Raw genomic sequence first — 23,902 nt, 5'->3', positions numbered from 1 at the left:
GGGTTCCACGGGCCCGGGGATGTGTGGTTCTCCTCCGTTCTGGTCTTCGTCGGGACGGGACCGGACGTTAGGTGACGGCCGGAAGTTCGGAGAGGCGTTGCCAGCAGGTGGTGAACGCGGTGCGCCAGGGCCAGGTGTCGGGGATCTTCAGGACCCGTCGGCGGGTGTGGCGTACCAGGCGGGCGGGCAGATGCAGAAGTTTGTAGCGCGGGGTGTCGGGTTCGGCGTCGGCGAGGCCGTCCACATCGTGCAGTCCCAGCAGCCGGGTCCAGGCTTCCACGTCGGCGGCGAGGTTCGCGGCGAGCCGCAGGGCGCTTTCCGGCTCGGTCCGACCCCCGGGCTGGCCAAGGTGGAGGGCGTACAGGCGATGTCCTGGGCGGTCGACCTGATGGAGCAGAGCCTCAACCCGGCCCGCCACATCAAGGGCGACGGTCGCGACGCCGTAGTGGACGAGGGCGAGTAACGCCGTGGCCGACGGCGCGTCCTGGATCGAAGCCTCCGAACGGGAGCGGACGCTGGACCGGCTGGAGGCGCGCATGGAGGCCCTGCAGCTGTCTATGCGCGCCCGCTGTACCTCGCCGCGGTTCGCACTGTGGCTGCATGACCTGCGCGAGACGCGCGAGACATGGTTCCAGCTGGTCGACCCCGACGGCCAAGACCCCATCCCCGAACGGACCTGAACAGGGCCGGAGAGATCGAGGACGCCATCGAGCGCGCCGACCGGGAAGCCTTCACCCGCGAGCCCCCGAAGACGCTCAAGGGCCAGATCGGCTACCTCATCAGGCAGTTCGGCAGCGCGAAGGCCGTCGCCCAGGAGATCGGCGTTACCGCCGACTCCGTCAACCGCTACTGAACTTGAATGGGTGATGTCGGAGCCGTTCGCCTGACGGCAGCCGGTCAGATCCGGTAGCCGTGGACCGTGAGATACGCGCAGGGCGGAGGGTTGACGGACGCCGGGAGGGCCACGAGGGAGCGGATCAGGCTGCAGGCCGTGGAACGCTTCGAGGGCGGGCAGAAGAGCCGGGGCGACCGAGGCTCAGCGACGCGCAGATTGCCAGGCTGGAGCGGGAGTTGGAGCGCGGGCCGCTGGTCCATGGCTGGGCGGACCAGCAGTGGACGCTGGCGCGGATCAAGACGCTGATCGGCCGCTTGTTCCACGTGAGCTACACGGTGGAGGGCACCTGGCGGCTGCTGAGGCGGCACGGCTGGTCCTGGCAGCAGCCGGCCAGGCGGGCGATCGAGCGCGACGCCCAGGCGGTCGAGGTCTGGAGGAAGGAGACCTGGCCGCTGGTAAGAGCACCGCGGCGGCGTGCGACGGCTGGATCGTCTTCGAAGACGAAGCCGGCCAGTCGATGACGCCGCCGCGAGCGAGGAGCTGGGGACGCAGGGGCCGCACTCCAGTGGTCCGCGTGCGCGGCCGGGGCTCGGGCCGGGTGTCGATGGCCGGGCTGAGCTGCTACAAGCCGGGGAAGCGGTCCCGGATGTTCTACTCGGTGCGTGAGTACCGGGGCCGCAAGGGCGAGCCGAAGGGCATCGGCTGGTGCGACCTGTGCGACCTGCTGGTCAGGGCCCACATCCAGCTCGGCGGTCCGATCGTGCTCGTGTGGGACAACCTGCGTATGCACCTGGTCGAACCGCTGCGCGAGTTCATCGCCGACCATGCGGACTGGCTCACCGTTTTCCAACTTCCGAGCTACTCTGCGGACTTGAACCCGCAAGAGGGCATCTGGTCGCTGGTCAAGCGCGATATCGGCAACCTTGCCGCAGCCGACCTCGGCCAGATCGCCCGTGCCGTCAAACGCAGGCTCAAGCAGATCCAGTACCGCCCCGAGCTGGTCGATGGCTGTCTGGTGGGCGTCGACTTGATCATGGACGACTGACCAAGGGCGAAGTTCGCTGCTGGCTCATGCATCCCAGTCCTCGTAGTCCCCCATCGCCACGTCGTCGCAGAACGTCTCCCAGAATCCGTTGTGCGCGAGAGCTGCCTCGTCGACGCCGGAGATGAGATCCCGAAGCTCATCCGCCACCGCCTCGAACCTGTCCTCGTCGCCGTCCGCATAGAACGGGAAGCGCGCGATCACCGCGGCCACGCATTGGTTGAAGGAGCCGAGATCGCTGTTCACGAGACGGGGAGCCCTTGCTGAATCGATCTTGGGAATCTGCACCACGTGGCCAGTGGCAACGTCGACGGCGATGCGTCCGAACAGGCCACTCGTCGCGATGGCGACCAGCCCCCGCTCACCAATCCCCTCAAGGAGCACCGCCTCGCTTAGCGGCCGGTACTCGTATCCGATCAACCCGGCCGGAATGCCGGTCTCACCGAGATCGACAGCAATCTGGGCGGGCACCTCGGGCGGAGCCTCAACATGGATCAAGACGAACTCGGGCTTCGGCAACTGCGGCAAGGGTTGACTCATGGGGAGATCTTCTCCCCATGGAGTGCCCAGGGAACACCGTAGGCCCGCGAGACGGGCGGCCCTTGTCGGCCGCCCGGTCCCGACATCACCCAATCAAGTTCAGTACCGTCGCGGCGCCCGCAAGCACGCCCGCGCCGACGTGGCCGCAAAGATCGACGACGCGGTGCGGTCCCGCTGGCAGCAGCAGGTGCGCAAACGCCGGCAGTAGCAGGCCGCCACCACTGGCGGGATCACCGTGGAGACAAGGGCCCGATTCGGGTACACCGCACCAGTCGGCACGACCGACGACGGCCGCTTCCGGCGGCTCTCCGTGCACCTCCCGGCCGAGTACGCACACCGCCTGTTCGACGCCCGCGACGCGGGTGCCAGCGACCAGCAGATGCGTCAGATCATCGCCGAAGGATTTAAGGACGTCTATTTCCAGGACGGCGGAAGCCGTGCCATGGGCTTTCGGACGTCACCCTCAATGACATCGATTACCTCGATCTCGAATTCTGAAAAAAAGGAAGCCCCACGTGACAGCTTCTGCTGACTGAGCCGAAGCATGACAATTGTCACCAAGGCAGGCGTGTTGTCACTTCCTGTCAGTGAGCCCTTTCCAACTTGGCGTGTTGGTGCTGCAGTTGGGCTGACAACGTAGTGAAGCCCCTGGTAGATGGGTTTTCGACCAAGAGAACCGTCTCCACCAGAGGCTTCACGTGCTTGTTTACCCGTCGGGCGTGGACGTGTCCAGCTCTGCCCTCCGCTTCCTCACGCAGGAGTTGCAGCGGCACCGCCGTACGATCGGCTCTCGTTGGAGGCGCCTGAGCGCCGGCCGCCAGGCTTTGCTCACACTCGCTCATCTGCGGGTGGGGCACACGTATGCTCAGCTCGCGGCCGGATTCGGCGTCGGAACCACGAGGGCCTACCGTTATGTCGCCGAGGCTGTCGAACTCCTGGACGCCCTTGCCCCCAGCCTGGCCGACGCGGTGCGGGCCGCCTCGGCGAAGGCGTTCGTGATCCTGGACGGCACACTCCTGCCGATCGACCGCGTTGCCGCGGACCGGCCGTTCTACTCGGGCAAACACAAGAAGCACGGGATGAACGTGCAGGTCATCGCAGACCCCTTCGGCCGACTGTTGTGGGCCTCACCCGCGCTGCCCGGCGCCGTCCACGATGTCCGCGCGGCCCGTGAACCCGGCATCGTCGACGCCCTCGCCAAGGCCGACATCAAGTGCTGGGCCGACAAAGGCTACCGGGGTACCGGTGCCATGGTGCGCACCCCTTGCTGGGGTCGGTGGGAGACTCTTTCCACAAGCCAGAAGGCGGTGAACCGGTCACACGCGAAGATCCGAGCGCTCGTCGAGCAGGCCATCGCCACCCTCAAGGCCTGGAGACTCCTTCGCAAACTACGATGCTCGACAACCCGGATCACCGAACTCGTCCAGGCCGTCCTGACCCTTCATCTGACCAGCTCAGAGTGAGGATGGGAAAGGCTCATTGAGTCTTTCCCGGTAAGCGGCCGTCGCTCGCTGTGATCGCGATGCCTGCGCTGCCGTCCGTGCGGTCCTCAAGTCCGGGCAGACGTAAGGCCCCTGGTAGGAACGATCTTGCGACGGATTGTTCTGACCGAGGGGCCTCACGTGTCGACCAGTGTCACATACACCGCGGTGCTCGATGTGAAGCGGTCCACCGCCGAGCACCTGGCCCGGTTGCTGCGCGATCACCGCATCGCGGCCGGAACCCGCAGGGGCAGGCGGGCGCTGGGCTGCTTCCGCCAGGCGGTGCTCATCCTGCGCTGGTTCATCGACGGCACCCGCCTTTCCCAACTCGGCTGCGACAACGGTCTGTCGGCCTCCACCGCATACCGCTACCTCCACGAGGGACTGGCCGTTCTGGCGGCCGGGGCACCGGACCTCGCGACCGCGCTGAAGCGCGCGGAGGCGGCCGGGCTGACACATCTGAACCTCGACGGCACCCTCGTCCGCACCGACCGCCTCGCCGCCCCCGGCCCCAACGGCGCGGACCTGTGGTGGTCCGGAAAACACAAGCATCATGGCGGGAACGTGCAGGTCATCTCCACTCCTGACGGCTGGCCGATCTGGGTCTCACCGGTCCGCCCGGGCCGCGAGCACGACACCACCTGCGCCCGCCACCATGGCCTGATCGACGCCCTCAACCGGATGGCCGCCGAACTGGACATGCCGACCCTCGTCGACCTCGGCTACGAGAACGCAGGCGACGGCTTCCGCCACCCGCACAAGAAGCCCGCCGGTGGCGAGCTGACCGAGGCCCAGCAGACCTACAACAAGGTCATCCGCGGCATCCACGGGGTCTGCGAGCGCGCCAACTCCCTGCTCAAGACCACCTTCAAGGCCCTGCGCCGGGTCAGCCTCGACCCCAGCCGCATCACGAAGATCGCCGCCGCAGCCCTCGTCCTGCTTCAGCTCGAGTACGACCGCACCATCTGATCAATCACAGAACGTCATGATCCGTTACTGGCAAAGGCTCATTGTCTGGCCGGCCGAGCCGCAGCCGGATGAGATCCACAAACAGACAGACCGTTACGGCACCGAGCTACGAGCCGAACCGAGCCGGCCAGCGCCCCCGCCGCCTCAAAGCGATGCCGAGGACGATATCCGGCGGCGTGTACGCGATCGGCTCCAGCGTCGTTGCACTTCTTGAGCCCCCTGCCCCCGCAGTACGTTGCGGTGCGTCGCTCATGGATCCTGCCGACCGGAGCGAGCGCTGGTGGGTTGGGCGGTTTCGGTGGTGCTCCAGGCGGCGAGGAGCTGCAGGGCGTCGTGGTCGGGTGTGCCCGGGGCGGTGCTCGCGTGCTGGAGTGCGTGGGCAACGAGCAATCGATGCAGCAGGCCCTGAATTCCACCCGTCCGGGCGGCAACGTCGGCTTCGTCGGCGTCCCCCACGGTGTCGCCCTCGACGGCACGCAGCTGTTCTACTCACACGTCGGCGTGCGGGGCGGCCCCGCCCCCGTGCGTCAGTACCTGCCCGACCTGATCGACCGGGTCATGTCCGGGCGTATCAAGCCGGGCAAGGTCTTCGACCTCGAGCTGCCGCTGTCTCAGGTGGCCGAGGGCTATAAGGCCATGGACGAGCGGCGCTGTGTGGACTCTCGAAGATCGTGCGGTGGCCGCGGGTCATTGATGGCGGGCCGTGGGTGCGACTGGGGCAGCTGCTATAATTGACGAGTTGGCCTTCGGCGCCCCAGGTTGGGTGCGCGCGGAGGCTTTTTTTCATGCCTTCTGACACATCTGCCTCCGGCACACCTCCCACCACCTACCGTGACCTGCTCCGCAACCGTGAATTCGTCGGCTTGTACGCCAGCTTCACTCTGACGGTCGCCGCGAGCACCTTGTCGGGCTTCGCGCTCGGCACACTGGTCAACCAGCAGACCAAGTCCCCGTTCCTGACAGCTGTGAGCATGTACGGCGCCACGTTCGCGACGGTCTTCGGTGCGCTGACGCTGATGTCGGTCGCGGACGGAAGCCGTCCTCGCCGGACCCTCGTCGCGCTCCAGTGCGTCTCGCTCGTAGGTGTTGCCGCACAGGCGGTTCCAGGGCTGCCGCTCGCCGCCCGGTTCGGTCTGCTTCTTGTATTGGGGTTCTTCCAGTCCCTGGGAACGGGGGCGCGGATGGGGCTGCTCGCCGAGGTGGTGCCGACCTCCACGTATGCACTGGCGCGTTCGCTGATGAACATCACCTCGGGAGGCATGGCCATCCTCGGCTACGCCATCGGCGCCGTCCTTGTGCGGTACCTGAGCCCGCAAGAGGTCTTCGCCGTCGCGACAGCCCTGACCGGCGTCGGATTGATCATTGTGGCGGTGACGGTCCGAGAACGCTCGATCCGTCTGACCCGTCGCCCTGGACTGCGCCAGACCTGGACTACGAACATCGCGCTCTTCTCCCACTCCGGCCAACGCGCGCTGCTGCTGAACCTGTGGGTCCCCAACGGTCTGATCGTCGGCTGCGAGGCCCTGTTCATCTCCTACGCCCCCCATCAAGCCGGCGCCTTCCTGGCCGCCGGATCGGCAGGCATGCTCCTCGGTGACCTGACTGTCGGGCGAGTGCTGACTGCCGAGCAGCGACGTCGCTATGCATTCGCCCTGCGACTGCTGCTCGCCGTCCCCTACTTGCTGTTCGCCATCCACCCGCCCGTGCTGGTGGCGACAGCCGCGGTGTTCATCGCCAGTGCCGGATTCGCCGCCACCCTGCCGCTCCAGGAGCAGCTTCTGGAGTTGACCCCTGATCCGGTCCGTGGCCAGGTCCAGGGGGTTGAGTCCGCCGGCCGGATGACGTGGCAGAGTATCGGAGCGGCAGTTGCCGGCGGCATTGCCCAGCACTTCACTGCTGGCATGGCCATCACTTCTGTGGCCGCCATCTCCGTCGCCATCACTGTCTTCTCCCGGCCCTTCGTGGTCCGCGCCCGAGCCGTCCGCGTCCAGGTGGCCAACGCATAGTCAGCCCGAGGTGATAGCCGATCCCACGAGTTCCCCCTACGGCGCGAGCGGCGGGCGCGGCCGGCCGCTCGCACTGCGGGCCCGGCTGGGAACGGGTACGGCCACCGCGTGATCATCGGTTGGTGTGTGGACAAACGAAGATCGTGCGGTGGCCACGGACCAGAGCGTAGACCCAGCCCGCTGGCGGGAGATGTTCGACCAGGCCATGGCTCGGATCGCGGGCCGCTTCAGCCGAGTTGAACCCCGGGCAACTGCCCGCGCCTATCTTCTCGGGCTGTTGTCGAAAGCGGAGCGGAAGAACTGCTGGCAGATGGCCGAGCAGGCTGGTCTGGCCCGGCCGGGGCCGATGCAGAGGCTGCTGCGCTGCGCACGCTGGGACGCCGACGCCGTCCGCGACGATGTCCGCGCCTACGCCGCCGAACAGCTCGGCGCCGACGGTGCAGTGCTGATCGTGGACGAAACCGGCTTTGTGAAGAAGGGCCGGGCCTCGGCCGGCGTGCAGCGGCAGTACACCGGCACCGCCGGGCGCATCGAGAACTCCCAGGTCGGCGTCTTCCTCGCCTATGCAACCGGCCGGGGACGGGCACTGGTCGACCGCCGGCTCTATCTGCCCGAGCAGTCCTGGTGCTCCGATCCCGAACGCCGTCAGGCGGCCGGGATACCCGACGATGTGCAGTTCGCGACCAAGCCCCGCCTGGCCTGGGAGATGATCGCCGCCGCGCTGGACGCCGGGGTGAAGGCGCCATGGGTGACCGGCGACGAAGCCTACGGCCAGGACCCGCAGCTCCGTGCCGCCCTGGAGGCAAGCGAGATGGGCTACATGTGGCCGTTGCCTGCTCGACGCGGGTGCGGATCAACCAGGGCCGCACTCCCGTCCGCGCCGACACCGTCGCCGGACGGCTGCCCACCACCGCCTGGCAGCGGCAGAGCACCGGCCGTGGCGCGAAGGGCCCGCGCTACAACTGGGCCTGGATCCACATCGGCACGGACGAACACCGCCACCTGCTCATCCGCCGCAACCGCACCACCGGCGAACTCGCCTTCTACCTGTGCTGGGCACCCGCCGTGGTCACACTCGCGGAGCTGGTACGCGTCGCCGGTGTCCGCTGGAGTGTCGAGGATTGCTTCCAGGCCGCCAAGGGCCAGGTCGGACTCGACCATTACCAGGTTCGCAACTGGACCTCGTGGCACCGGCACATCACGCTCGCCATGCTCACCCTGGCCTTCCTGACCGCCGTCGCGGCACCGAAGCCGTCCACCGGTCCGCACCACCCAGCTCGCAACAGCGGACCGATCTCCTTGACCGTTCCGGAGATCCGCCACCTGTTCACCGCCGTCTTCGGCCCGCCGGCCATGACCGCTGCCAGGCTGCTGCACTGGTCAATCTGGTGCAGACGCCACCAGGCAACAGCCCGGCACAGCCATTACCAAAGACGATCCGCCGACGAACCCGCTGGATAGATCACGAAACCGCACTGGAGTATTAATTGCTTCCTTTTCCACTGCCTCCTTCGGGTTGGCCGGTGCAGAAGAAGTCGGAGCCTGGGCGCGGCTCGAAGAGTCGTCTGCCGCCTCACCCTTCCTGTCTGATGAGCTGCACGCGGTCAGTGCGAGCGCAGCGCACAGCGTGATGGAAGCAGCGGCCTTTCGGAAGTGAACAGCCGCATGTGGGACCTGGCGTGCGCAGCGTTTCATGATGCCTCCCCGTACGGCGCGGTGTGACCCTACCGCTGCCTGAGCCGCCCGCGGGCGGCAGCCCAACTCCGCGGCCTGGTCAAGCTGCGGTGATCGGATTGCGTGACGGCAAGATTACGCATATGCCAGTCAACCTCCCAGCTCAGTATTCGAGTTCACTCGTAAAACTCGGGACGTATCCGGTCACTTTCGGAACCCGATATCGATTTGTAGTTCTGTGTCTTCGCTCCTCCGGGTGGCACACACCTTCGCGGGCGTATGACTGCTAGAGCGCGACCAGGCCTCGCCAGGCGTTCGCCGTGCGCAACGTCCTTCCTCCCGAGACCGACCACTTGGCGAGCGAATGCCATGCGATATGGGGGCGAGCGCAGGCAGCCTGTCGCCGTACTGTCCTGGGCTGAACGACGATCATTCGAACTCTTGATCCTTTTCTATTGAGACAGGGACTGCGGCGGCAGGAGGGGTGAGCTCGGCGACGAAGGCGGCGACGCGGGCAAGCTGCTTCGCGGCGCGGTCGGTGAGCTGGTCCAGCGGGAGTGCTTGTGCGTTCGCTTGGGCGGCCCGTTCCAGGGCTTCGACCTGCCGTGGGCGGGCCTGGGCGGCGAAGACGTTGTCGAGGTGGGGTCCGCGCAGTTGGATGGGTCCGATGCGGTGGCCGTGCACGTTCATGGAGACGTAGTGCTCGAAGCGTTCCATGGTGGCGACTCGTTCGGGGCTGGGGTTGTCGCCCCATTCAGCGGTGATCGACGCGATCGCGGACTGCGATCCGGCGGTGGTGGCCAGCGTGGACGCGTTCTGCACCAGGGACAGCCGAACTGGCGTGGGGAGGCGGGGCAGTAGCTGGGTCATGCCGTGGATGTGGCACTTGTACTTGCGGAGGTCCTCGAACATGCTCGCGATGGTTTCCGGGGCGGCGCCGGTCAGGGTGATCAGCTCGTCGAAGTACGGGCGGAACGGCACTCGCTTGTCTTCAGGGGTGTCGCGCCTGGCGCGTGCGGCCCGCAGCAGATCCCGGGCCAGGAGGGCGGTCAGCAATCGGTCGGTGGGCCCGTTGCCGCCCGGGCACACCCATACGATCATCCGGGAGTCCATCGCTGCGCGGATGTTGTAGACACCGGCCGGCTGGCCGAGGAATGCCCGGGTCACCGGATTCGCGGCCAGGCGGGCGATCGGGTTGAGGACGACGGCGAACGCGTCGGGCGACAACGTCGGGAACACGGACTGCCACCAAGCACGCGTCTCCTCATCCAGCCGGCCAGCCACCGCCCCCAGCGCTGCCTTGCGGAAAACGCCGTCGGTGAGCAAAGCCCGAACCTGGAAGATCGTGGCCTGGTCCTCAGGCCGACCGGCCTGACAGGCCGTCTCATTGACGGCGACCAGGACAGTGAGAGCGGCGGTGAGGATGGTGAGCGCGCGCGGTGCGGTCGCGTCGTCCCACGCCAGCGCGGAAGCGTAGGCGTCGGCGATCGCCTCGACAACCTCGTGCACGGGCTGCCCGTGCTCCATCCCGAGCGGGTTCCACGAACTAACCCGCGGGTTGGGCCCGAGACCATTGAGATCGATCAGTGCAATCCGCGGCGCCAGGTGATCGTGCGCCAAGAACGGCAACGCGCGCGGCCAGGAGTCGCGGTGCGGATCGACGAAGACAAGCCCGCCACCCGCGTGCGCCCAGCCGATCGCCTGCGCCAGGGCCCGTTCCGTCTTGCCGCCGCCCGCCTTGCCCGTCCCCACCTCGAACAGGGTCTCCTCGGCGTAGGTGGCGACCAGACGCTCCCTGCCGTCCGGGCCACGGTAGACGCCCTGCAGCAGCAGGTCGGGATTCCCGAACTCGAAGGTCGGCAGGTCACTGGCGAGCACCGGCAGACGGCAATGCAATGTGGGGGGCTTGAGCAGGCCAGTGAGCTCCTCCAGCCTCACCCAGTTCGGGCGGGGCGGCTGGCAGTGCCCCAGATTCCACCGGCGCTCGAATCCGCGCTGGGTGGGCCAGTGATCCGCACCGATCCGCCACGGCCCCAGCCGCCACCCGCGCATGGCCCACCTCGAGCGCCCGCCGAACACGTCGAACGCAGCCTGCAGTTGGGCCAGACGGGCCTGCGCGCGGCCTTCGGTGTTCGAGGCGCACATCACCAGCAACTGGACCCGCACCAAGTGGTCGTCCTCAGCGAGCTTGCCCAGGGCCACAGCAGGCTCGACCCGCCGGGGAACGGGCGGCATCACCAGCCGCCGACCGGCACCCGAACCGGAGCCGGGTCTGTCACTGAGCAACTGCTGCAACTGCCAACTCAACGAGTCCTCGATACCGCTGGCATCCTGCCGCAGCCAGCGAGCCGCCCGCTGGGCCTCGCGGCGCTCGGACCGGCGCGCGGCACCCATCAACTGAAGTCGGCGTGCCCTCAGTACCCATTTCGGCGCTCGCTGGATGTCGAGCCGGATCTCGGCGAGGTCGCCGAGCTCGGCGCGCAGGTCGGCCACGGCGTCGATGAGCGGCTGCAGCGGGTCGGGGGACAGTGGCACCTCACGCAAGGAGGCTGTGGGCCTGCCACGCAGGATGAACTCGGCGCGCACGGTGTGCGCTCTGGGCTCGTCGACGATCGGCCGGGCCGAGGTGACGGTGACATCGGGCCCGAACGGGGTGATGGACAGCAACCGTTCACCGCCTGCCGGGCCTTCGATGCGGTAGCGCAGCGGCGTACTGCCGTCCGCGCGCAGCCGGATCTGCACGGCCTTCGTCCGGCGGGGCGCCCACCACGGCATGGCCGTGGAGGCGCGGGCGAGCTGGACTCCTCGCCGGAAGATCTCCTCCAGGCTCGGGTCGAAGTGCCGGCCGGGAACGAGCTCCAGGGCCATCCGCTCGGCCGAAGCCTTGGCGGCGAGCCGGCGTACCGCCAGTTCGCCCCCCCTCCAGCCGACGGCGATGGCCAGCGCGAGCAGATACCAGTGGTCGAACAACCAGTTGGCGGCGTCGACCAGGCCGGTGACCAGAGCGAGTACCTGACCAGCGGCCGTGTCACCGGCCAGTTCCGTCAGGTGCGGGGGAGCGGAGTCCACGTTGCTGCTCCTTTCTTGGCAGTGCGGGTGAAGTGCCAATCGGCGATGCGGAGGTCGGTGAAGGTGCCGCCGCGGTCCGTGCCGGCCCACACGAGATGGACCACGGCCTTGTTCGGGCTGCCGTCGCGGCGGGCGATCGCGGCCTGGATCCGGAAGCCAGCGGTCGCGAACGCCGGCGCCACGGCCTGGCCCGTGTCGGGGAACACGGCGGGCCACCTGGCGCGGCCGAGTCCGGTGGCGTCCGCGCGCAGTAGCGCACGACCGGCGCTGAGTAGTTCCCGCTCGTCTGCGGCGGGAAGGTCGGCGGGCCAGGCTGTTTCCAGGTTCCGCTGGACTGCTTTGTCGCCAGCCACACCTTCGCCGTGCGGTGGCAGAGCGGACTCGAGGGCCGACGACGTCGATGTCTCGGGCGCTGTGGAGGCAGGCGCGCCAGCGGCCGGTGGCCTATGGACAGAGGGCATTGCTGCGATCGACGACGGAACTGTGGTCGCCGCCGCGGGTGGCGCGGCTCCTGGCGGCGGCGGTTGCTGACCGTGCGGCATGCCCAGCAGTGCCGTCCCGGCGACGGTGAGCAGGACGGTGCTCAGCACCAGCAGGCGTGGTGAGCGTGGCTGTAGGTTCCGATCTGGCTTGTCGGCCGACGCTGCGGTGACCTGCGGCGTTGTGAGGTGGTCCCGATGATCTGTCGGTAGGTTTGTCCAGCCGGGCTGTCGTTTTCTTCGGGCTGGATGCGGAGCTCGGCGCGGGTCTGCCCGAGCGGGCAGGGCCTTCGGGGTGGCTTCGAAGACGTGAGGTGATGCAGTTCGGCAGCGCGATTCCGCCCCACTTGGCGATCTTTCGGGCATGATCTGCATTGGTCTTCGGCCTCATCTAATTCGTGCGGCATGCTGGTCCGACGCGCCAGGCCCGACGTGCGGGCTTGGCAACTGGGGTGGGGAGGATCGCGTTGATCGTCTGGGTGAACGGTGCGTTCGGCAGCGGGAAGAGCACGCTGGTGGACGAGCTGCGTCCTCGGTGGCCCGAGGCCCTGGTCTACGACCCGGAGATGGTCGGCTTTGTGCTGCGGGAGATCGTGGAGGTGCCGACCGGCGACTTCCAGGATCTTCGGCTGTGGCGGCGGCAGGTCGCCGACCTGGCGGTAGGGCTTGTCGAGGAGTACCGCCGTCCGGTTCTGGTTCCCATGACCTTGGTCAACCCCGGGTATGTCGGTGAGATCTTCGGCGCGTTGACGGATGCGGGCATCGAGGTTCACCACTTCTTCCTCAAGGTCTCCCGCGAGGTCTTGGAGAAGCGGATCGACGGCCGGAACTTCACCCCGGATGATCCCGAGCAGGACGAGCGGGTCCGGCACTGGTGCAAGGACAAGATCGAGCCGTGCATGGCCGCGGCCGACACCCTGCCCAGCGACACCATGTTTCTGGACGGCGAGCTGACCCCGCAGGAGCTGGCCGACGTGGTGCTGGCTCGTGTCGGCGCGGTTGCGGGACGGTAGGACTGGTTCGTGGGTGAACTTGTTGAGCGCGTTGACGAGCGTGATGACGTTCTGGCTGTTGTGGAAAGGGAGGAGGCGATCCGTCACCGGTGGCTGCACCGAATATCGACGATCGTGTGCCGCAACAGTGCGGGGCAGTTCCTTGTCCACCGCCGTCCAGACGATGTCGTTCTTTTCCCTGGGCAGATCAACTGGATGCTCGGAGGCGCGGTGGACGTGGCCGAGTCGTATGAAGATGCTGCTGCGCGGGAGTTGGTGGAAGAACTTGGTGTTCATGCCCGTCCTCGTTTCCTGTTCAAGTTCTTGTGCGAGGGCGTGATCAGCCCGTATTGGCTCGGTTTGCATGAGGTCGTCGTCACGGAACCCGTCCAGCCCGACCGTTCGGAGGTCGCTTGGCATGACTGGCTGACTGAGGCCGAATTGACCGACCTGGTCCGACACCGGGAGTTCGTTCCGGATGCTCGCGAGGCGTTCGACCGATATCGCGCTCTGCCGGTGCGGCCGGGAACGGTGTGAGCTGCGGTGCGCGTTGCTGTAGTTCTTGCTCGGCGGCTTGGCGCCCCGCATCGGTGAGCTTGTAGTAGGTGCGACGTCGTCCCGCGCCGCGTCCTGGGGTTGCGCGGCTGAGCCAGCTGGCATCGTCTTCGGGTCTGCTGGTGAGCCAGCCGGCTTGTTCGAGTTGGCGGAGTCGGTCCGAGATGCCGCCTGGGTTAATGCCGGTCCTTGCGCTGACCTGGGATCCGAAGAATTCGGCGGGTGCGTGGTCGACCAGGTCGCGGAGGAGCGTGAGCGTTTCCGCGCGGATCCGGATGCCCGAATAGTGCTTCCGGCCGCGATACCACCGAAACTCGCGCACCGGCAGACCATCGGCCACCTTGTCCACCAGCAGTCGGTCCCAGTCGACTTCGGCCAGCTGGCCGTCAGCCTTCCGGTAAACGGCCCGGGTCGTCCGATCAGTTGTCATTGCTGTGTCGTCGTACTCGCCCACCGCGACCCGCCCTTTCGTGTCAGATCTCTCTGACACCAGGAAATAGGCCACCACCAGCCGTAACCTGGCCGTGCGGCAGGGCAAACCCAACAAAGGCTGGACCTCAGACACTGGACATGACTGCGGCGCGGAGCGAGAACCGGGCCGAAAAGAGAGCATCGACCGACACATTGACGACAGATCACTTGGACACCGTCATCTCTTTTCGGAACCTACAGTGGCGTGGTGGTCACAGCAGCCGTGCACCCCCCGCGTAGCCGGACATTGCGCTGACGGCGTCCAGGCGCACCACAGTCCCGGGGCGGGCAGCGTTGATCATCTGCCCGCCGCTCAGGTAGATCCCGACGTGGTAGATCGTGGCATCGTGTCCGGGAGCAGTGGCGTAAAAGACGAGGTCACCCGGCTGCAGTGCGCCCGGGCCGAGGCCGGCGGGGATCCGCTGTCCGACACCGGCCTGGTCGGCTGCCAGGCGCGGCAGGCTGACGCCGACTTTCGCGTACGCGTATTGAGTCAGCCCGGAGCAGTCGAAGCCCTTGATACTCGCGCCGCTCTTCCCGCCGGGCGAGCAGCAAATCCCGTACGACCTGCCCTCCGCGTTGCCGCCACCCCACGAGTACGGCACCCCCCGCTGTGACAGCGCCGCCTCGATCACGGTGCGCGCCTTCCCAGACAGGCTCTTCAGGTCCGGACCCGCGGCGGCCGCCGTGTACTGGTCGATCCAACCCAGCACGTTGGCCACATACGCGTTCGAGTGGTTGTACTGCCAGATCGCGGCCTTCAGCTGCGAGCCGTTGCCCAGGTCGCGTCCGTTGCCGCACAGGTAGATCGCAGCGCCGAGAGCGGCGTCGTCGGCGTTGTGCGGGTCCGCCGTTCCATCTCCGCCTGCGTCCTTGCCGATGGACTGCCAGGTGGAGGGGAGGAACTGGAACGGGCCGACGGCGCGCTCCCCGGACGCGGTGCCGTCCCACCTGCCGCCGTCGGTGTCGGGGAGGACGGCGGTGTTGCCGCCGGCACCGGAGCCGTTGAGGAGTACCCCGTAGATCTTGGGGCGGATGTCGCCGTTGTCCGCGATGCTCCTGCCGATTGCGTGGTTGGACTCGACCTTGGCGATCCCGGCGAGGACCGGCCAGCCCATGCCCCGGCACTTCGGCACGTACTTCCCGATCTGCTTGGCGGCCTTCTTGTAGGCGGTCAGCATCCGCGGCGGGATGTCTGCGGGGCTCCCGCCCTCGGCGATACCTCCTTCCTGTGCACCCGTTTCCAGCGCGACATACGCGCTGATCGCGTTCCCTGCCGGCGCGGCACAGCACACCGCGGCGAACATCAGCAGTGCGACCACGCACCCCCACCGCCGCACGCGGCGCCCGGGCCGCTTCACTCGTCCTCACCGCCCTCGTCCCGCCGCCGGACCTGCTCCTGGCGCAGGCGTTCCGCGTCGGGGCCGGTGCGCCGCATCAGCTCCTGCATCCGGGCCCGCGCCTCCTCCCGCGCCCGACTGCGCGGGCTTCCCCCACCGGGAAGAACCGGCCCGCCGAGATCGGGACCAGGCTCGACTGCAGGACCGTTAGCTGACGGCGTTGGCCGTGCGGGGGCGGAAGCGGGGGCAGAGCTGCCCGCAGACCGGTTACTGGGTGAAGGCCCTGCCGGTGTTGCCGGGCGGTGGGGGGCGGTCGGAGTTGCTGTAGTCGCCAGGCGGCGGCTGGCGAAGGGTCCAGGTTCGGCGGTCTCAGCGGCGCGGTTCCGCAGGACCTGAGCTGCGTGGCGTCCCGTCTCCGTCCAGGCTCGGCCGTCCTCGCGCAGGGTGTTGCCCCACACGCGCACCTGCTGGCGGGCGTCCTGGGAGTAGCGCGAGCCCGCTGACCGCCCTCGGCGAACATTGGCCGGCAGGCCGACTGTTGAGCCATAGGCGGCCCGGCCGCCCCGGTTGAGGATGCGGTATCCGCGGAAGCGGACCAGCCGGTTGTGGGCCCGGGTCGACAGCAGGGTGCGGTCGCTGTTCTGGTCGTGCAGGACCTGGCCGGTGGTGCGGTCGATGATCTGCCCCTCATCGTTGCGGTATCGGTCGGGCGGCCCGGAGGGGCGACGCGGCCCCATGCCGCCCACGCCGCCCGAGCCGCCATCCCTGTCGTCCCCGCCGTCCGACGGGCCACCTAGCCCCAAGTCGCTCTCGTCAGCAGGCTTGCGCCACTTGGCCAACTGGTCCTGGTCCGGGCGGCGCCCGATGAGCAGCCAGTGCGCGCCCTTCCCCCCGAGCCGGGCGCCCAGCCCGCCCAGGGCGGCAGCCGCGGTCAACGGGGCGAGACCGCGTCCGGCTTCGGCTGTGGCGTCGGCGAGGATCCTGCCGGTGTCCATCGGCATGCCCGCGCCGTCGACCAGGGAGGTGAGTGCGCCCATCAGCCGATGCCGGGTGCCGAGCATCCCGTACCGACCGCCCCCACCTGTGCCGATGAAGGCGCGCAGCCCTGCGCCGTATCCACCCAGACCGGCCGGGGAGTTCATGGCGAGGGCGGCGCCGAGTTCGGAGGTGTCGCCGGGCAGGTGGGTGCCGCCGACCTTGGCGTAGCGCATCCGCATGGCCATGCGGTATCCGAAGGAGGTGATCCCGGCCAGCAGGCGACGGTGGCCGGCTGCTCCCGCGATGGCGAGGACATCGATGAGGAGGATCCGCTCCACCATCAGGTCGGGCCCGTTGGTGATGGTGGCGTCGATGGCGATCCCGAAGAACGGGATGAACGCGCAGATCCCGACCACGGCCAGGATCGCGATGCCCCACAGCGACAGCCACTTCCACACGCTCTGGCGTGCGGGACCGGGCAGCATGCCCGCGATGAAGGTGACACCACCGACGGCCGCGGCTCCGGCACAGATGCCCTGGGTGCCGAGCAGGATGATGGCGCTGGACAGCAGCATGCCGCAGATGAACAGTGCAGCGATCAGCAGCAGGAACGCGCCGCCCAGACGCCACCAGGTCGGCTTCTCGGCGTAGGCGGCGCACGACTGCCCGACGGGGCCGGCCTTCTTCAGATCGGCGAGGAACGCAGCGAACGCCTGGTCCTCATCGGTGACAATCGCAGTGGAGGCGTCCAGAAGCTCGCCTCCGGGCGTGAATTCCGGGAGCTTGGTGCTGCCGCTGGGCTTGCCGTCGACGTCACGCTCGCAGTACTGCTTGCCCGGGCCGTGGACCAGGCTGCAGGCGTCCTTCGCCTTGTCCGACGGCGTCGAGTTGGGCATGTACCCGCCGGTGACCCACTTCAGATGGACGGCATAGGCCTTGCGATCGGAAGCCTTCGCTGGGTCGAGGATCCGCCCGTACTGAAGGAGCATGAAGGGCTTCACGATCAGAGCATTGGTGATCGAGTCCTGGATGGGGCGGGCCACCTCTGCTGCGGAGACCGGCCCTTCGCCCTGCAACTGCTCACACTTGATCTCGGCGTTGCCCGCCATGCCTGCGCACGGGTCGTCGCTGGCGAGTTTGCCGCCCCAGTCGTAGGAGTTGACGCTCTGCTGGGCGACCTCGGCGGCCACCTGCTGGGACTGCCCCAGAGGCCCGTCCGGACCGAGGAGGGTGTCAGGTCGGATGAGAGCGGAGGCGGCGATCGCCCCGATGAGCAGGGTGAGGAAGATTTCGCCCAGGCCGCGGCCGACCCTGCCGCGCACGATCATGAACCCGGCGAAGACGAACGCCCAGGCCAGCACCAGCCCCTTGATCCCCAGCGTGTCGACGACCACATGGTTGTAGGCGTCGGCGACCTTCTGCGCCGGGCGGGCGAGGATCTTCAGCAGCGGGAATCGAAAGGCCACCTCGATCGCCCACCCGGCCAGCCCGACCAGCAGCCGGATCAGGGTGAACAGCCCAGACATCGCGAAGGCAAGGGCCTGCGACTTGAAGGCGACGATCGAGCCGCCTGAAGCGCTCAGGTCGTACCCGTCGATCGCAACGCCCTCGGACGAGTCGATGTTCAGCGGGGCGAGTAGGTCCCCAGTCTCGCTGCTGCTGCCGGCCGCGTACACGACTTGCGCGTTCACCAGGAGGAACACACAGGTGAGGAGCACGATAAAACCGGCGGAGCGCAGGGTCGCGCGGTCTGGACGGAACACGTCAGCCCCGCCTCTGCCCGGCGGCGGCCGACCGAAGCCGCCACATCACGAGGGCGCCCACACCTGCAGCGGCAGACGACAGCCTCAACGCCGCACCTGTCACGTCATGTTCGCCAGTGGCAGTGCAGCCCTCGCAATAAACCTTGGCCGGTCCCACGATCAGGCCACACGGATCACCGTCCGCAGGTCGGGCGCCAGCGGCGAAGGCACGTCCGGTGTGCGGCCACCACGCTCCCGGCACGCCCGCCCAGAGAGCGAGAACGACGACCGCAGCCACAACCGCGAGCGCGGTGACGACACACGTGACCGCAACCACGCGCCGGGAGCGGTCCCAGGAAGACGTGGTCATCACGCGTACTCCTTCCGATCGGAACCCATGGCCTCACCGGCAACGGGTGCGGAGGGCGGTGCAGCGCTCGTGTGCTGCCCTGGCGTGGTGGTGACGGAGTCGCTGATGCGGGCGATACGGGGGATGGAGACCTTGATGCGGCCGGTGTTCCGGCGCGGGCAGGTGAGCAGGAACTCGCCTCCCCGGCCTTTCTGGCCGACGGGGGACAGGCCGGTGGTGACCAGCCGCACCAGTTCGGGGTCGTTCGGGTCGAGGCCGATGAATTCCAGGCCGCGGCGGGCGCTGTCGCGGTCGGTGGTGCGGGCGAGCGCGCGGTAGGCCATCAGGCCGCGGTCGGGGCCGAGTTCCTCGGCGGTGTGCGAGCCGGCCAGTAGGCCGGCGCCGTGTTTGCGGCCGTCGTGGAGGATCTCGTGGACCAGGGCCGTGCCTTCGGCGGAGGAGGTGAGCCAGTAGAGCTCGTCCAGGACCACCGCGGTGAACCGTTCGGGGTCCTCGAACGCGGTCTGCCGGGCGATCGCGGCGATCAGGTAGAGCACCGCACGTCCGATCAGCGCTTCCAGCGGCTGCTGGTGCAGGATCTCGGGGTTGGCGAATGCGGCCTGTGGGGGCAGTTTGAGCCCTGTCGTGGTGATCACGATCATGTCGGAGGCGCTGGAGGCGTCCAGCCGAACCGGCGGCAGCATCGGGTCGAACACCATCTTCGCCAGCGAGTTGGTGGCGACAACCCGGACCAGGCCGGCGAGAGTCGCGGCCGCGTCCTGCCGCTTGCCCGCCTCGCTCGTGGCCATCTCCTCGAGGACCTCAAGCACACGGTGCATGGACGGGGCGTCGCTGAGGGCGGCCTGTTCGACGGCGTGGTGAAGGACCTCGCCATTGGTACTCATCGGGCCGATGCCAAGCTGCAAGGTGAGGTAGGACAGGGCGTAGTGGCGGCCCTCGGGCCCGTCGAACACGCGCAGGGGGTCGATGGACACCTGGGCCTGGGCTGCGTCGATGATCTGGACCCGGCCTTTGGCGGCGGTGCGGGCGAAGGTGGCCCACTCGCGAACCGGCGTGCGGTCGATGCAGATCGCGCACCCGCCGCGCGCCCACACGGCTTCGGCGATGAGCTTCTGCAGGACGCTCTTGCCCGCGCCGAGGTCCCCGACGATGCCCATCGACGCGGACGCATCGACCTTGGGCGCGTCCGCGATGTTGATCATGACGGGGCGGGTGGTGCCACAGTCCAGGTCGATACCGAGGAACATCCCGTTGGGATCGCCGACCTCCGAGGTGGTGAAGGCGCCACTCAGGGCCCAGTCCTCACTTATCTGGTGCTGCGTGAACTCCCGCACCACGCCCGGCCGCACGGTGCCAGGCAGACCCAGGGTGAACAGGGCCTCCTGCAGCCCGGCCGGGCGCACCGCCCGGTAGTCGGCGCCGGACAGCAGAGCCGCCAACGCCCTGGCCCGCCCGTCGCAGACGGCGGCGGTCGGCCCCCACACCGTCAATACGGTCACTGATTGCACCTCCACCTCAACGCTGGTGCGGGACAGGCGGGCGTCGAGCTCGCCCAGGTCGCGGGCGGCTTCGCTGAGCGAGGCGGGCATGCCGGTGGGGCGGGCGTCGTACTGGTCTGCCTGGTCGATCAGCTCGTTCTTCTTGCGCCGCACCTGCTCGCGCGCCTTCTCCGCCGGCACCAGCGTGAGGTCGACGGTGTAGTCGACGGGGAAGTCGAGCATCTCCAGCTGGGCGAACAGATCCACCGCATCCTGGCCCACCGCCGGCGGGCACTCGGCCAGCGCCAACTGCGCCTGGTAGCCAACCCCTGTCTCGGATTCGACCTGCAGCCAGCGCCGGCCCAGTGGCGAGCCGGTGTTCAGCCGCCACCAGGCCTTGCGGCCTGACCGCGTGATCCCTCCCGCGTTCTTGAGTTCGTCGACGTCGTCGAGGCCGCGGTCGATGCCGCCTTCCTGCAGACGGACCTGGCCGAGGTCGGCGTAGCTGGGGGAGCGCAGCACACCGCCCTGGATCTGCCCGCCGTACAGATCGCTGGTCTCGGCCTCCGCCAGCAACGGCTCGGCAAGGCCGCGGTGCAGGGCGTGCTGGATCATCCATACGATCTCCGCCGGGCGGGCGGGCCGGAAGGCGATCCCGCCGACGAGCGCGGCCCCTACCCGGGATGCCTGCTCGCGGTAGGCACTCACCTCGCGCCGCGCCACCGGGGCGGGGCGCATGCCGAGCACGGGCGCGATCTCGGCCCAAGCCGCGCTGAAGGATGCGGACACCTGCAGGCCGCCTGTCTCGGCCTGCAGGGGCACGGCCAGCCACAGGGTGCGGCGGTGCATCTCCTGGTCGTCCAGCAGGTCCAGGGTGGCGTCCACGTTCTCCACCCACGGGTGCCGGCCCGCATCGGAGGTCTGGTTGGTCGGCTCGATCCCCTCGATCATGCGCAGGGCGATCTCACCCGGATCGACCTGCGCGCACAGGCCGAACAGCCGCGGGGCTCCGGACAGCGATCGCACCAGATGTGTGATCTTGGCGAGCTGTTCCTCGCGGACTGCGGCGGGCACGTGGGTGCCCTGGACGGTTTCCTCGCGTTGTCCCTGTGCGTCCGGGCCGGGGTGGAGACGGTAGAGGGCCCACACGCTGCCTTGCGTCGACCACGCCAGGTGCCCGGCGATGTGACGGATCGGAACCCTCACCGCGCCTCCCCTTGCTGGGCGAAGGCGAGCAGCTGCTGCACACCCGACACCGGCCCCACCGACAGCGTGAGAGGAACCGGCTGTGTGTTGTTAGGTGCAGAAGGGCGGCCGGCGTCCGGGCTCGGGTGTAGCGCCTGGCCTGCCGGGTTGGATGGTCCGGCCTGCGGGGCGTGGCCGGTTACGGGGTCGCCCTCGATGGTGAAACTTCCGGACAAGGGTCGCGGCGCTCGATCGCGGGCGGCGTGCCCGCCGATGCGCCCGCCGCGGGGCTGCCAGCCGAGCATCACCCAGCCCAACGTGGCCTGCATGGGGGCCCGGCCCCGGATCTTCGGCTGGCGCACCGCCCAGATCGCTAGCAGCCAGGCGACGATGGGGAGCGGTCCCATCCACGACCACCAGCCGATCGTCTTTACCAAGAGGAAGCCGCCGCCGACGGCGACCGCGATCTGTGCGGGCGTGTAGGGGCCGAGGGGGATCTTCCAGTCGGCGACCTTGCCCAGCACCCAGGGGTGGCGGCGGGCGGAGGTGTAGAAGCGGCCTACCCGGGCCGCGGCCGCGGTCACAGTCGGCCTCCGGCACCCGGCGAGTGGACAGGGGAAGCCGGGAGTTCGGACTGGACGACGCCCGGGGTCGCGGGTGCGCTCTTGGCCGGGTTCTTGACCTCGTCCTCGAACATGTTCGCGAGGCTGTCGCGGGAGTTGTACAGACCGAGCGCGATGATCATGAGCAGCAGGGCGCCGATGCCTGCCTTGAGGCTGAACCTTTGAACCATGATCACGACGACGAGGACGGCCAGACCGGCCTTGAGACCGTTGGTTGCCCACTCCTTGAACATGTTGATCCACGAGTTGCCGAGATCGTCCAACTGCCCGGCGAGCATCACGCTGTGCATGGTGTTCATCGGGCACCCCCGTCCTGGGTGGTCCCGGACTTCAGCGCGGCGACGTCCCACCGGCCCGAGCGGGCCTTGAGGGTGAGCTCATACGCCAGCGGCCACCGCCCGGCCGCGTTCCGGGCTTCCACCGAGGCGAGGACGCGCACCTTCGTGCCGTCTGCCGGCACCTGGTCGGCAGTCGCGGTCTCCTCGATGGCGGAGACCTGCTGCACGATGACCCCCGTGTACGGGGTGGGGGAGACGGCGGTGAGGTTCACTCCTGGCGCGAGGTAGCGGTCGACCTCCCCGGCACTCGTGAGGTAGGCGGCGAGGAATTCCCCGACAGCGGACGACAGGCCCCCGTCCGGGACGGTCACGCCGTAGGCCGACTTCGGCACCTCGGCCTGGGCCGGGCCGGCCACCACGCCGGGCGCACCGGTCACCGCGAACGAGGAACTCGAAGCGTCGACGGTCACGGGCACCGTGTAGTAGCGCACCGATCCGTTGGCGTATTGCGCAGCCACCGTCACCGACCACGCCCCGCCGGTGCGCTGCGCACTGCGCACCGCCGTCACCGACGCAGTCGCCGACTGCGCATCGGCAGCCGGGTCGGGCAGTTCGACGTCCGGCGCCATGGATTGCGCAAGCCGCGCCTGCGCAGTCGTCGGGTCGTCCGCGCTGCTGCGCAACCACGCTCCGACGAACAGCTGCGCATAGCCGCCCGGGTCGGCTGCGAAGGCGGTGCGCACGGCGGTCGGCTGGGCTGCGGGGGCCGCCGCGACCGTGGTCGGGGTGGAGGCGACGGCGACCGCGAGGGCGATGGGGCCGGCCGAGATGACGGTCCAGACCGCCACGCGGGATAGGCGGGCGCGGCGGCGCATCGCCTCCAGTCGGGCACCGGCCGCGACCGGAGCAGCGGCCTCACCCGGTGAGGCTTGCTTGCCAGGGGACATGGTCAAACTCCCAGATCAGAACGGATGTTGCTGACCTCGAGAAAACCCGTCGACCCCGACCCGACCACCAACCATGAACCCCCGACCAAGGTCACGATGGAGACACGAAGTCCATGGTTGGGGTCATGGTCGGCCCAACCACAGGCCCAACCATGGCCAGCTACGAGTTCCCGACAACCCCGGGCATCCGACATGCAGCCCCGCCGGGGGCGACCCTTGTGCGATCAGACGCCGTGCGCAGACGAGGGCCGACCGGACCGCGGCAGATCCCTGCGCAGTGCGCAAGACAGAGATCTGCGCAGGAGAGGACCAGAAACTACGGGCTGCGCAGCCGCCCTCACTGCGCAACTCGACTGCACAGGATCTTCCAGCGGTTGCGCAGCCCGTTGCGCAAAGACAACTAGCCACGACCTGTCTGGCGTTGCGCAGCCCGATTGCGCAACGCCTTTCGATGCTGCGCAATCGGGCGGCGTAACCGCCAAGCGCTCGAGCTGAAGGGGCATGGTCGGCCCGACCACGAGGCCGACCACGGCAGCTAGAGGGTTGTGTTGCCGGATCGTGACCGATGGTCGGGGTTCATGGCCGCCAGTCTGGTCGGGGTCGGCGGGTGAGCTGAACGCATGGAACACACGCACGCCCGCGCACCGAGCATCGACGGCCGCCCCACCTCAGTGGGCCCGGTGTGCTGCTCTGGGCACTGTGCGCTGCCCGGTTCGGGGGAACGGCGGTGAGCCCCTTCGGGGCGGGTGTCCGCCGCGGCGTGATGGCGGCTGATCAGTTCACGCAGATCGCCAACGGCCTGTTCCGGGACAGTCGGTTGTCTTTCAAGGCGAAGGGGATCTTCGGGT

General features: G+C 68.5%; 17 protein-coding genes and 4 pseudogenes. 11 read left to right on the top strand and 10 right to left on the bottom strand.

Translation table 11 applies throughout. The features are described 5' to 3' along the window. Positions 1 to 67: 67 nt before the first annotated feature. Positions 68 to 538, bottom strand: a complete 471-nt coding sequence (locus ADL25_RS51320) for a transposase (RefSeq protein ID WP_234381280.1) — start codon at positions 536 to 538, stop codon at positions 68 to 70. Here ADL25_RS51320 and ADL25_RS51315 point away from each other — a divergent pair. The 3 genes and pseudogenes from ADL25_RS51315 (at position 468) to ADL25_RS52525 (ending at position 1,880) form a co-directional block, all read left to right on the top strand. Beyond that, complete coding sequence (locus ADL25_RS51315; RefSeq protein WP_079050974.1) at positions 468 to 680, top strand: hypothetical protein; 213 nt, start codon at positions 468 to 470, stop codon at positions 678 to 680. The two genes, ADL25_RS51320 and ADL25_RS51315, sit on opposite strands and share 71 nt — an antisense overlap. Further along, a pseudogene (locus ADL25_RS48695) lies at positions 626 to 850 on the top strand (hypothetical protein); the annotation flags it as partial. The gene ADL25_RS51315 and the pseudogene ADL25_RS48695, both read left to right, overlap by 55 nt. A gap of 69 nt (positions 851 to 919) precedes the next feature. Continuing rightward, positions 920 to 1,880: pseudogene (locus ADL25_RS52525) on the top strand (IS630 family transposase). 24 nt (positions 1,881 to 1,904) lie between these two features. On the opposite strand, the gene ADL25_RS42500 reads toward ADL25_RS52525, so the two are convergent. Further along, a complete protein-coding gene (locus ADL25_RS42500) occupies positions 1,905 to 2,417 on the bottom strand; it encodes an SUKH-4 family immunity protein (RefSeq protein WP_059133318.1) in 513 nt (170 codons plus the stop codon). Between ADL25_RS42500 and tpg the strand changes: the two are divergent. The 6 genes and pseudogenes from tpg to ADL25_RS42470 all read left to right on the top strand — a co-directional run bounded on the left by tpg (position 2,416) and on the right by ADL25_RS42470 (position 8,104). After that, positions 2,416 to 2,915: pseudogene (tpg, locus tag ADL25_RS42495) on the top strand (telomere-protecting terminal protein Tpg). The gene ADL25_RS42500 and the pseudogene tpg sit on opposite strands and share 2 nt — an antisense overlap. Positions 2,916 to 3,115: 200 nt before the next feature. Beyond that, a complete protein-coding gene (locus ADL25_RS42490; RefSeq protein ID WP_059133317.1) occupies positions 3,116 to 3,880 on the top strand; it encodes an IS5/IS1182 family transposase in 765 nt (254 codons plus the stop codon). A gap of 159 nt (positions 3,881 to 4,039) precedes the next feature. After that, entirely contained in the window at positions 4,040 to 4,867 is an 828-nt protein-coding gene (locus tag ADL25_RS42485) for an HARBI1 family protein (protein WP_059133316.1), read from the top strand. A 351-nt stretch (positions 4,868 to 5,218) separates the two neighbouring features. Beyond that, positions 5,219 to 5,524 (top strand): annotated as a pseudogene (locus ADL25_RS42480) (IMP dehydrogenase); the annotation flags it as partial. A 128-nt stretch (positions 5,525 to 5,652) separates the two neighbouring features. After that, positions 5,653 to 6,873: an MFS transporter gene (locus tag ADL25_RS42475; RefSeq protein ID WP_059133314.1), complete on the top strand. Its 1,221-nt coding sequence runs from the start codon at positions 5,653 to 5,655 to the stop codon at positions 6,871 to 6,873. Between the two features lie 190 nt (positions 6,874 to 7,063). Next, entirely contained in the window at positions 7,064 to 8,104 is a 1,041-nt protein-coding gene (locus tag ADL25_RS42470; RefSeq protein ID WP_420711422.1) for an IS701 family transposase, read from the top strand. An 872-nt stretch (positions 8,105 to 8,976) separates the two neighbouring features. On the opposite strand, the gene ADL25_RS42465 is transcribed toward ADL25_RS42470, so the two are convergent. Together ADL25_RS42465 and ADL25_RS51310 are read right to left on the bottom strand one after the other, a co-directional pair. Next, positions 8,977 to 11,616, bottom strand: a complete 2,640-nt coding sequence (locus tag ADL25_RS42465; protein WP_059133313.1) for a hypothetical protein — start codon at positions 11,614 to 11,616, stop codon at positions 8,977 to 8,979. Then, positions 11,592 to 11,969: a hypothetical protein gene (locus tag ADL25_RS51310; protein WP_234381279.1), complete on the bottom strand. Its 378-nt coding sequence runs from the start codon at positions 11,967 to 11,969 to the stop codon at positions 11,592 to 11,594. The genes ADL25_RS42465 and ADL25_RS51310 overlap by 25 nt, the downstream gene beginning before the upstream one ends. Positions 11,970 to 12,562: 593 nt before the next feature. Between ADL25_RS51310 and ADL25_RS42455 the strand changes: the two genes are divergently transcribed. After that, positions 12,563 to 13,108 carry an AAA family ATPase gene (locus ADL25_RS42455; protein WP_059133312.1) on the top strand — a complete coding sequence of 182 codons (546 nt, stop codon included), beginning with the start codon at positions 12,563 to 12,565 and terminating at the stop codon, positions 13,106 to 13,108. Between the two features lie 9 nt (positions 13,109 to 13,117). Then, positions 13,118 to 13,624, top strand: coding sequence for an NUDIX hydrolase (locus ADL25_RS42450; protein WP_059133311.1), 507 nt, complete (start codon positions 13,118 to 13,120; stop codon positions 13,622 to 13,624). 701 nt (positions 13,625 to 14,325) lie between these two features. On the opposite strand, the gene ADL25_RS42445 is transcribed toward ADL25_RS42450, so the two are convergent. The 6 genes from ADL25_RS42445 to ADL25_RS42420 form a co-directional block, all read right to left on the bottom strand. Continuing rightward, positions 14,326 to 15,435 carry a C40 family peptidase gene (locus ADL25_RS42445; protein WP_234381278.1) on the bottom strand — a complete coding sequence of 370 codons (1,110 nt, stop codon included), beginning with the start codon at positions 15,433 to 15,435 and terminating at the stop codon, positions 14,326 to 14,328. 35 nt (positions 15,436 to 15,470) lie between these two features. After that, positions 15,471 to 18,194, bottom strand: coding sequence for a YrzE family protein (locus tag ADL25_RS42440; RefSeq protein WP_059133310.1), 2,724 nt, complete (start codon positions 18,192 to 18,194; stop codon positions 15,471 to 15,473). A gap of 348 nt (positions 18,195 to 18,542) precedes the next feature. Further along, complete coding sequence (locus ADL25_RS42435; protein WP_059133309.1) at positions 18,543 to 21,227, bottom strand: ATP-binding protein; 2,685 nt, start codon at positions 21,225 to 21,227, stop codon at positions 18,543 to 18,545. Then, on the bottom strand, positions 21,224 to 21,790 hold the full coding sequence (locus tag ADL25_RS42430; RefSeq protein ID WP_059133308.1) for a hypothetical protein: 567 nt from the start codon (positions 21,788 to 21,790) through the stop codon (positions 21,224 to 21,226). Before ADL25_RS42430 ends, ADL25_RS42435 begins: the two co-directional genes overlap by 4 nt. Beyond that, complete coding sequence (locus ADL25_RS42425; protein ID WP_059133307.1) at positions 21,787 to 22,128, bottom strand: hypothetical protein; 342 nt, start codon at positions 22,126 to 22,128, stop codon at positions 21,787 to 21,789. Before ADL25_RS42425 ends, ADL25_RS42430 begins: the two co-directional genes overlap by 4 nt. Continuing rightward, positions 22,125 to 23,054 carry a conjugal transfer protein gene (locus ADL25_RS42420; RefSeq protein WP_059133306.1) on the bottom strand — a complete coding sequence of 310 codons (930 nt, stop codon included), beginning with the start codon at positions 23,052 to 23,054 and terminating at the stop codon, positions 22,125 to 22,127. Before ADL25_RS42420 ends, ADL25_RS42425 begins: the two co-directional genes overlap by 4 nt. Between the last annotated feature and the right edge of the window lie 848 nt (positions 23,055 to 23,902).

The sequence above is a fragment of the Streptomyces sp. NRRL F-5122 genome (assembly GCF_001507435.1).
Classification (GTDB): domain Bacteria; phylum Actinomycetota; class Actinomycetes; order Streptomycetales; family Streptomycetaceae; genus Streptomyces; species Streptomyces lannensis.
This window is presented reverse-complemented; position numbering and strand designations above follow the sequence as displayed.

Bases quoted from the DNA above. Each gene is read 5' to 3' on its own strand.
- ADL25_RS42470 (WP_420711422.1), top strand. From the start codon at position 7,064: ATGTTCGACCAGGCCATGGCTCGGATCGCGGGCCGCTTCAGCCGAGTT.
- ADL25_RS51320 (WP_234381280.1), bottom strand. From the start codon at position 538: ATGCGCGCCTCCAGCCGGTCCAGCGTCCGCTCCCGTTCGGAGGCTTCG.
- ADL25_RS42420 (WP_059133306.1), bottom strand. From the start codon at position 23,054: ATGTCCCCTGGCAAGCAAGCCTCACCGGGTGAGGCCGCTGCTCCGGTC.
- ADL25_RS42475 (WP_059133314.1), top strand. From the start codon at position 5,653: ATGCCTTCTGACACATCTGCCTCCGGCACACCTCCCACCACCTACCGT.
- ADL25_RS42425 (WP_059133307.1), bottom strand. From the start codon at position 22,128: ATGAACACCATGCACAGCGTGATGCTCGCCGGGCAGTTGGACGATCTC.
- ADL25_RS42500 (WP_059133318.1), bottom strand. From the start codon at position 2,417: ATGAGTCAACCCTTGCCGCAGTTGCCGAAGCCCGAGTTCGTCTTGATC.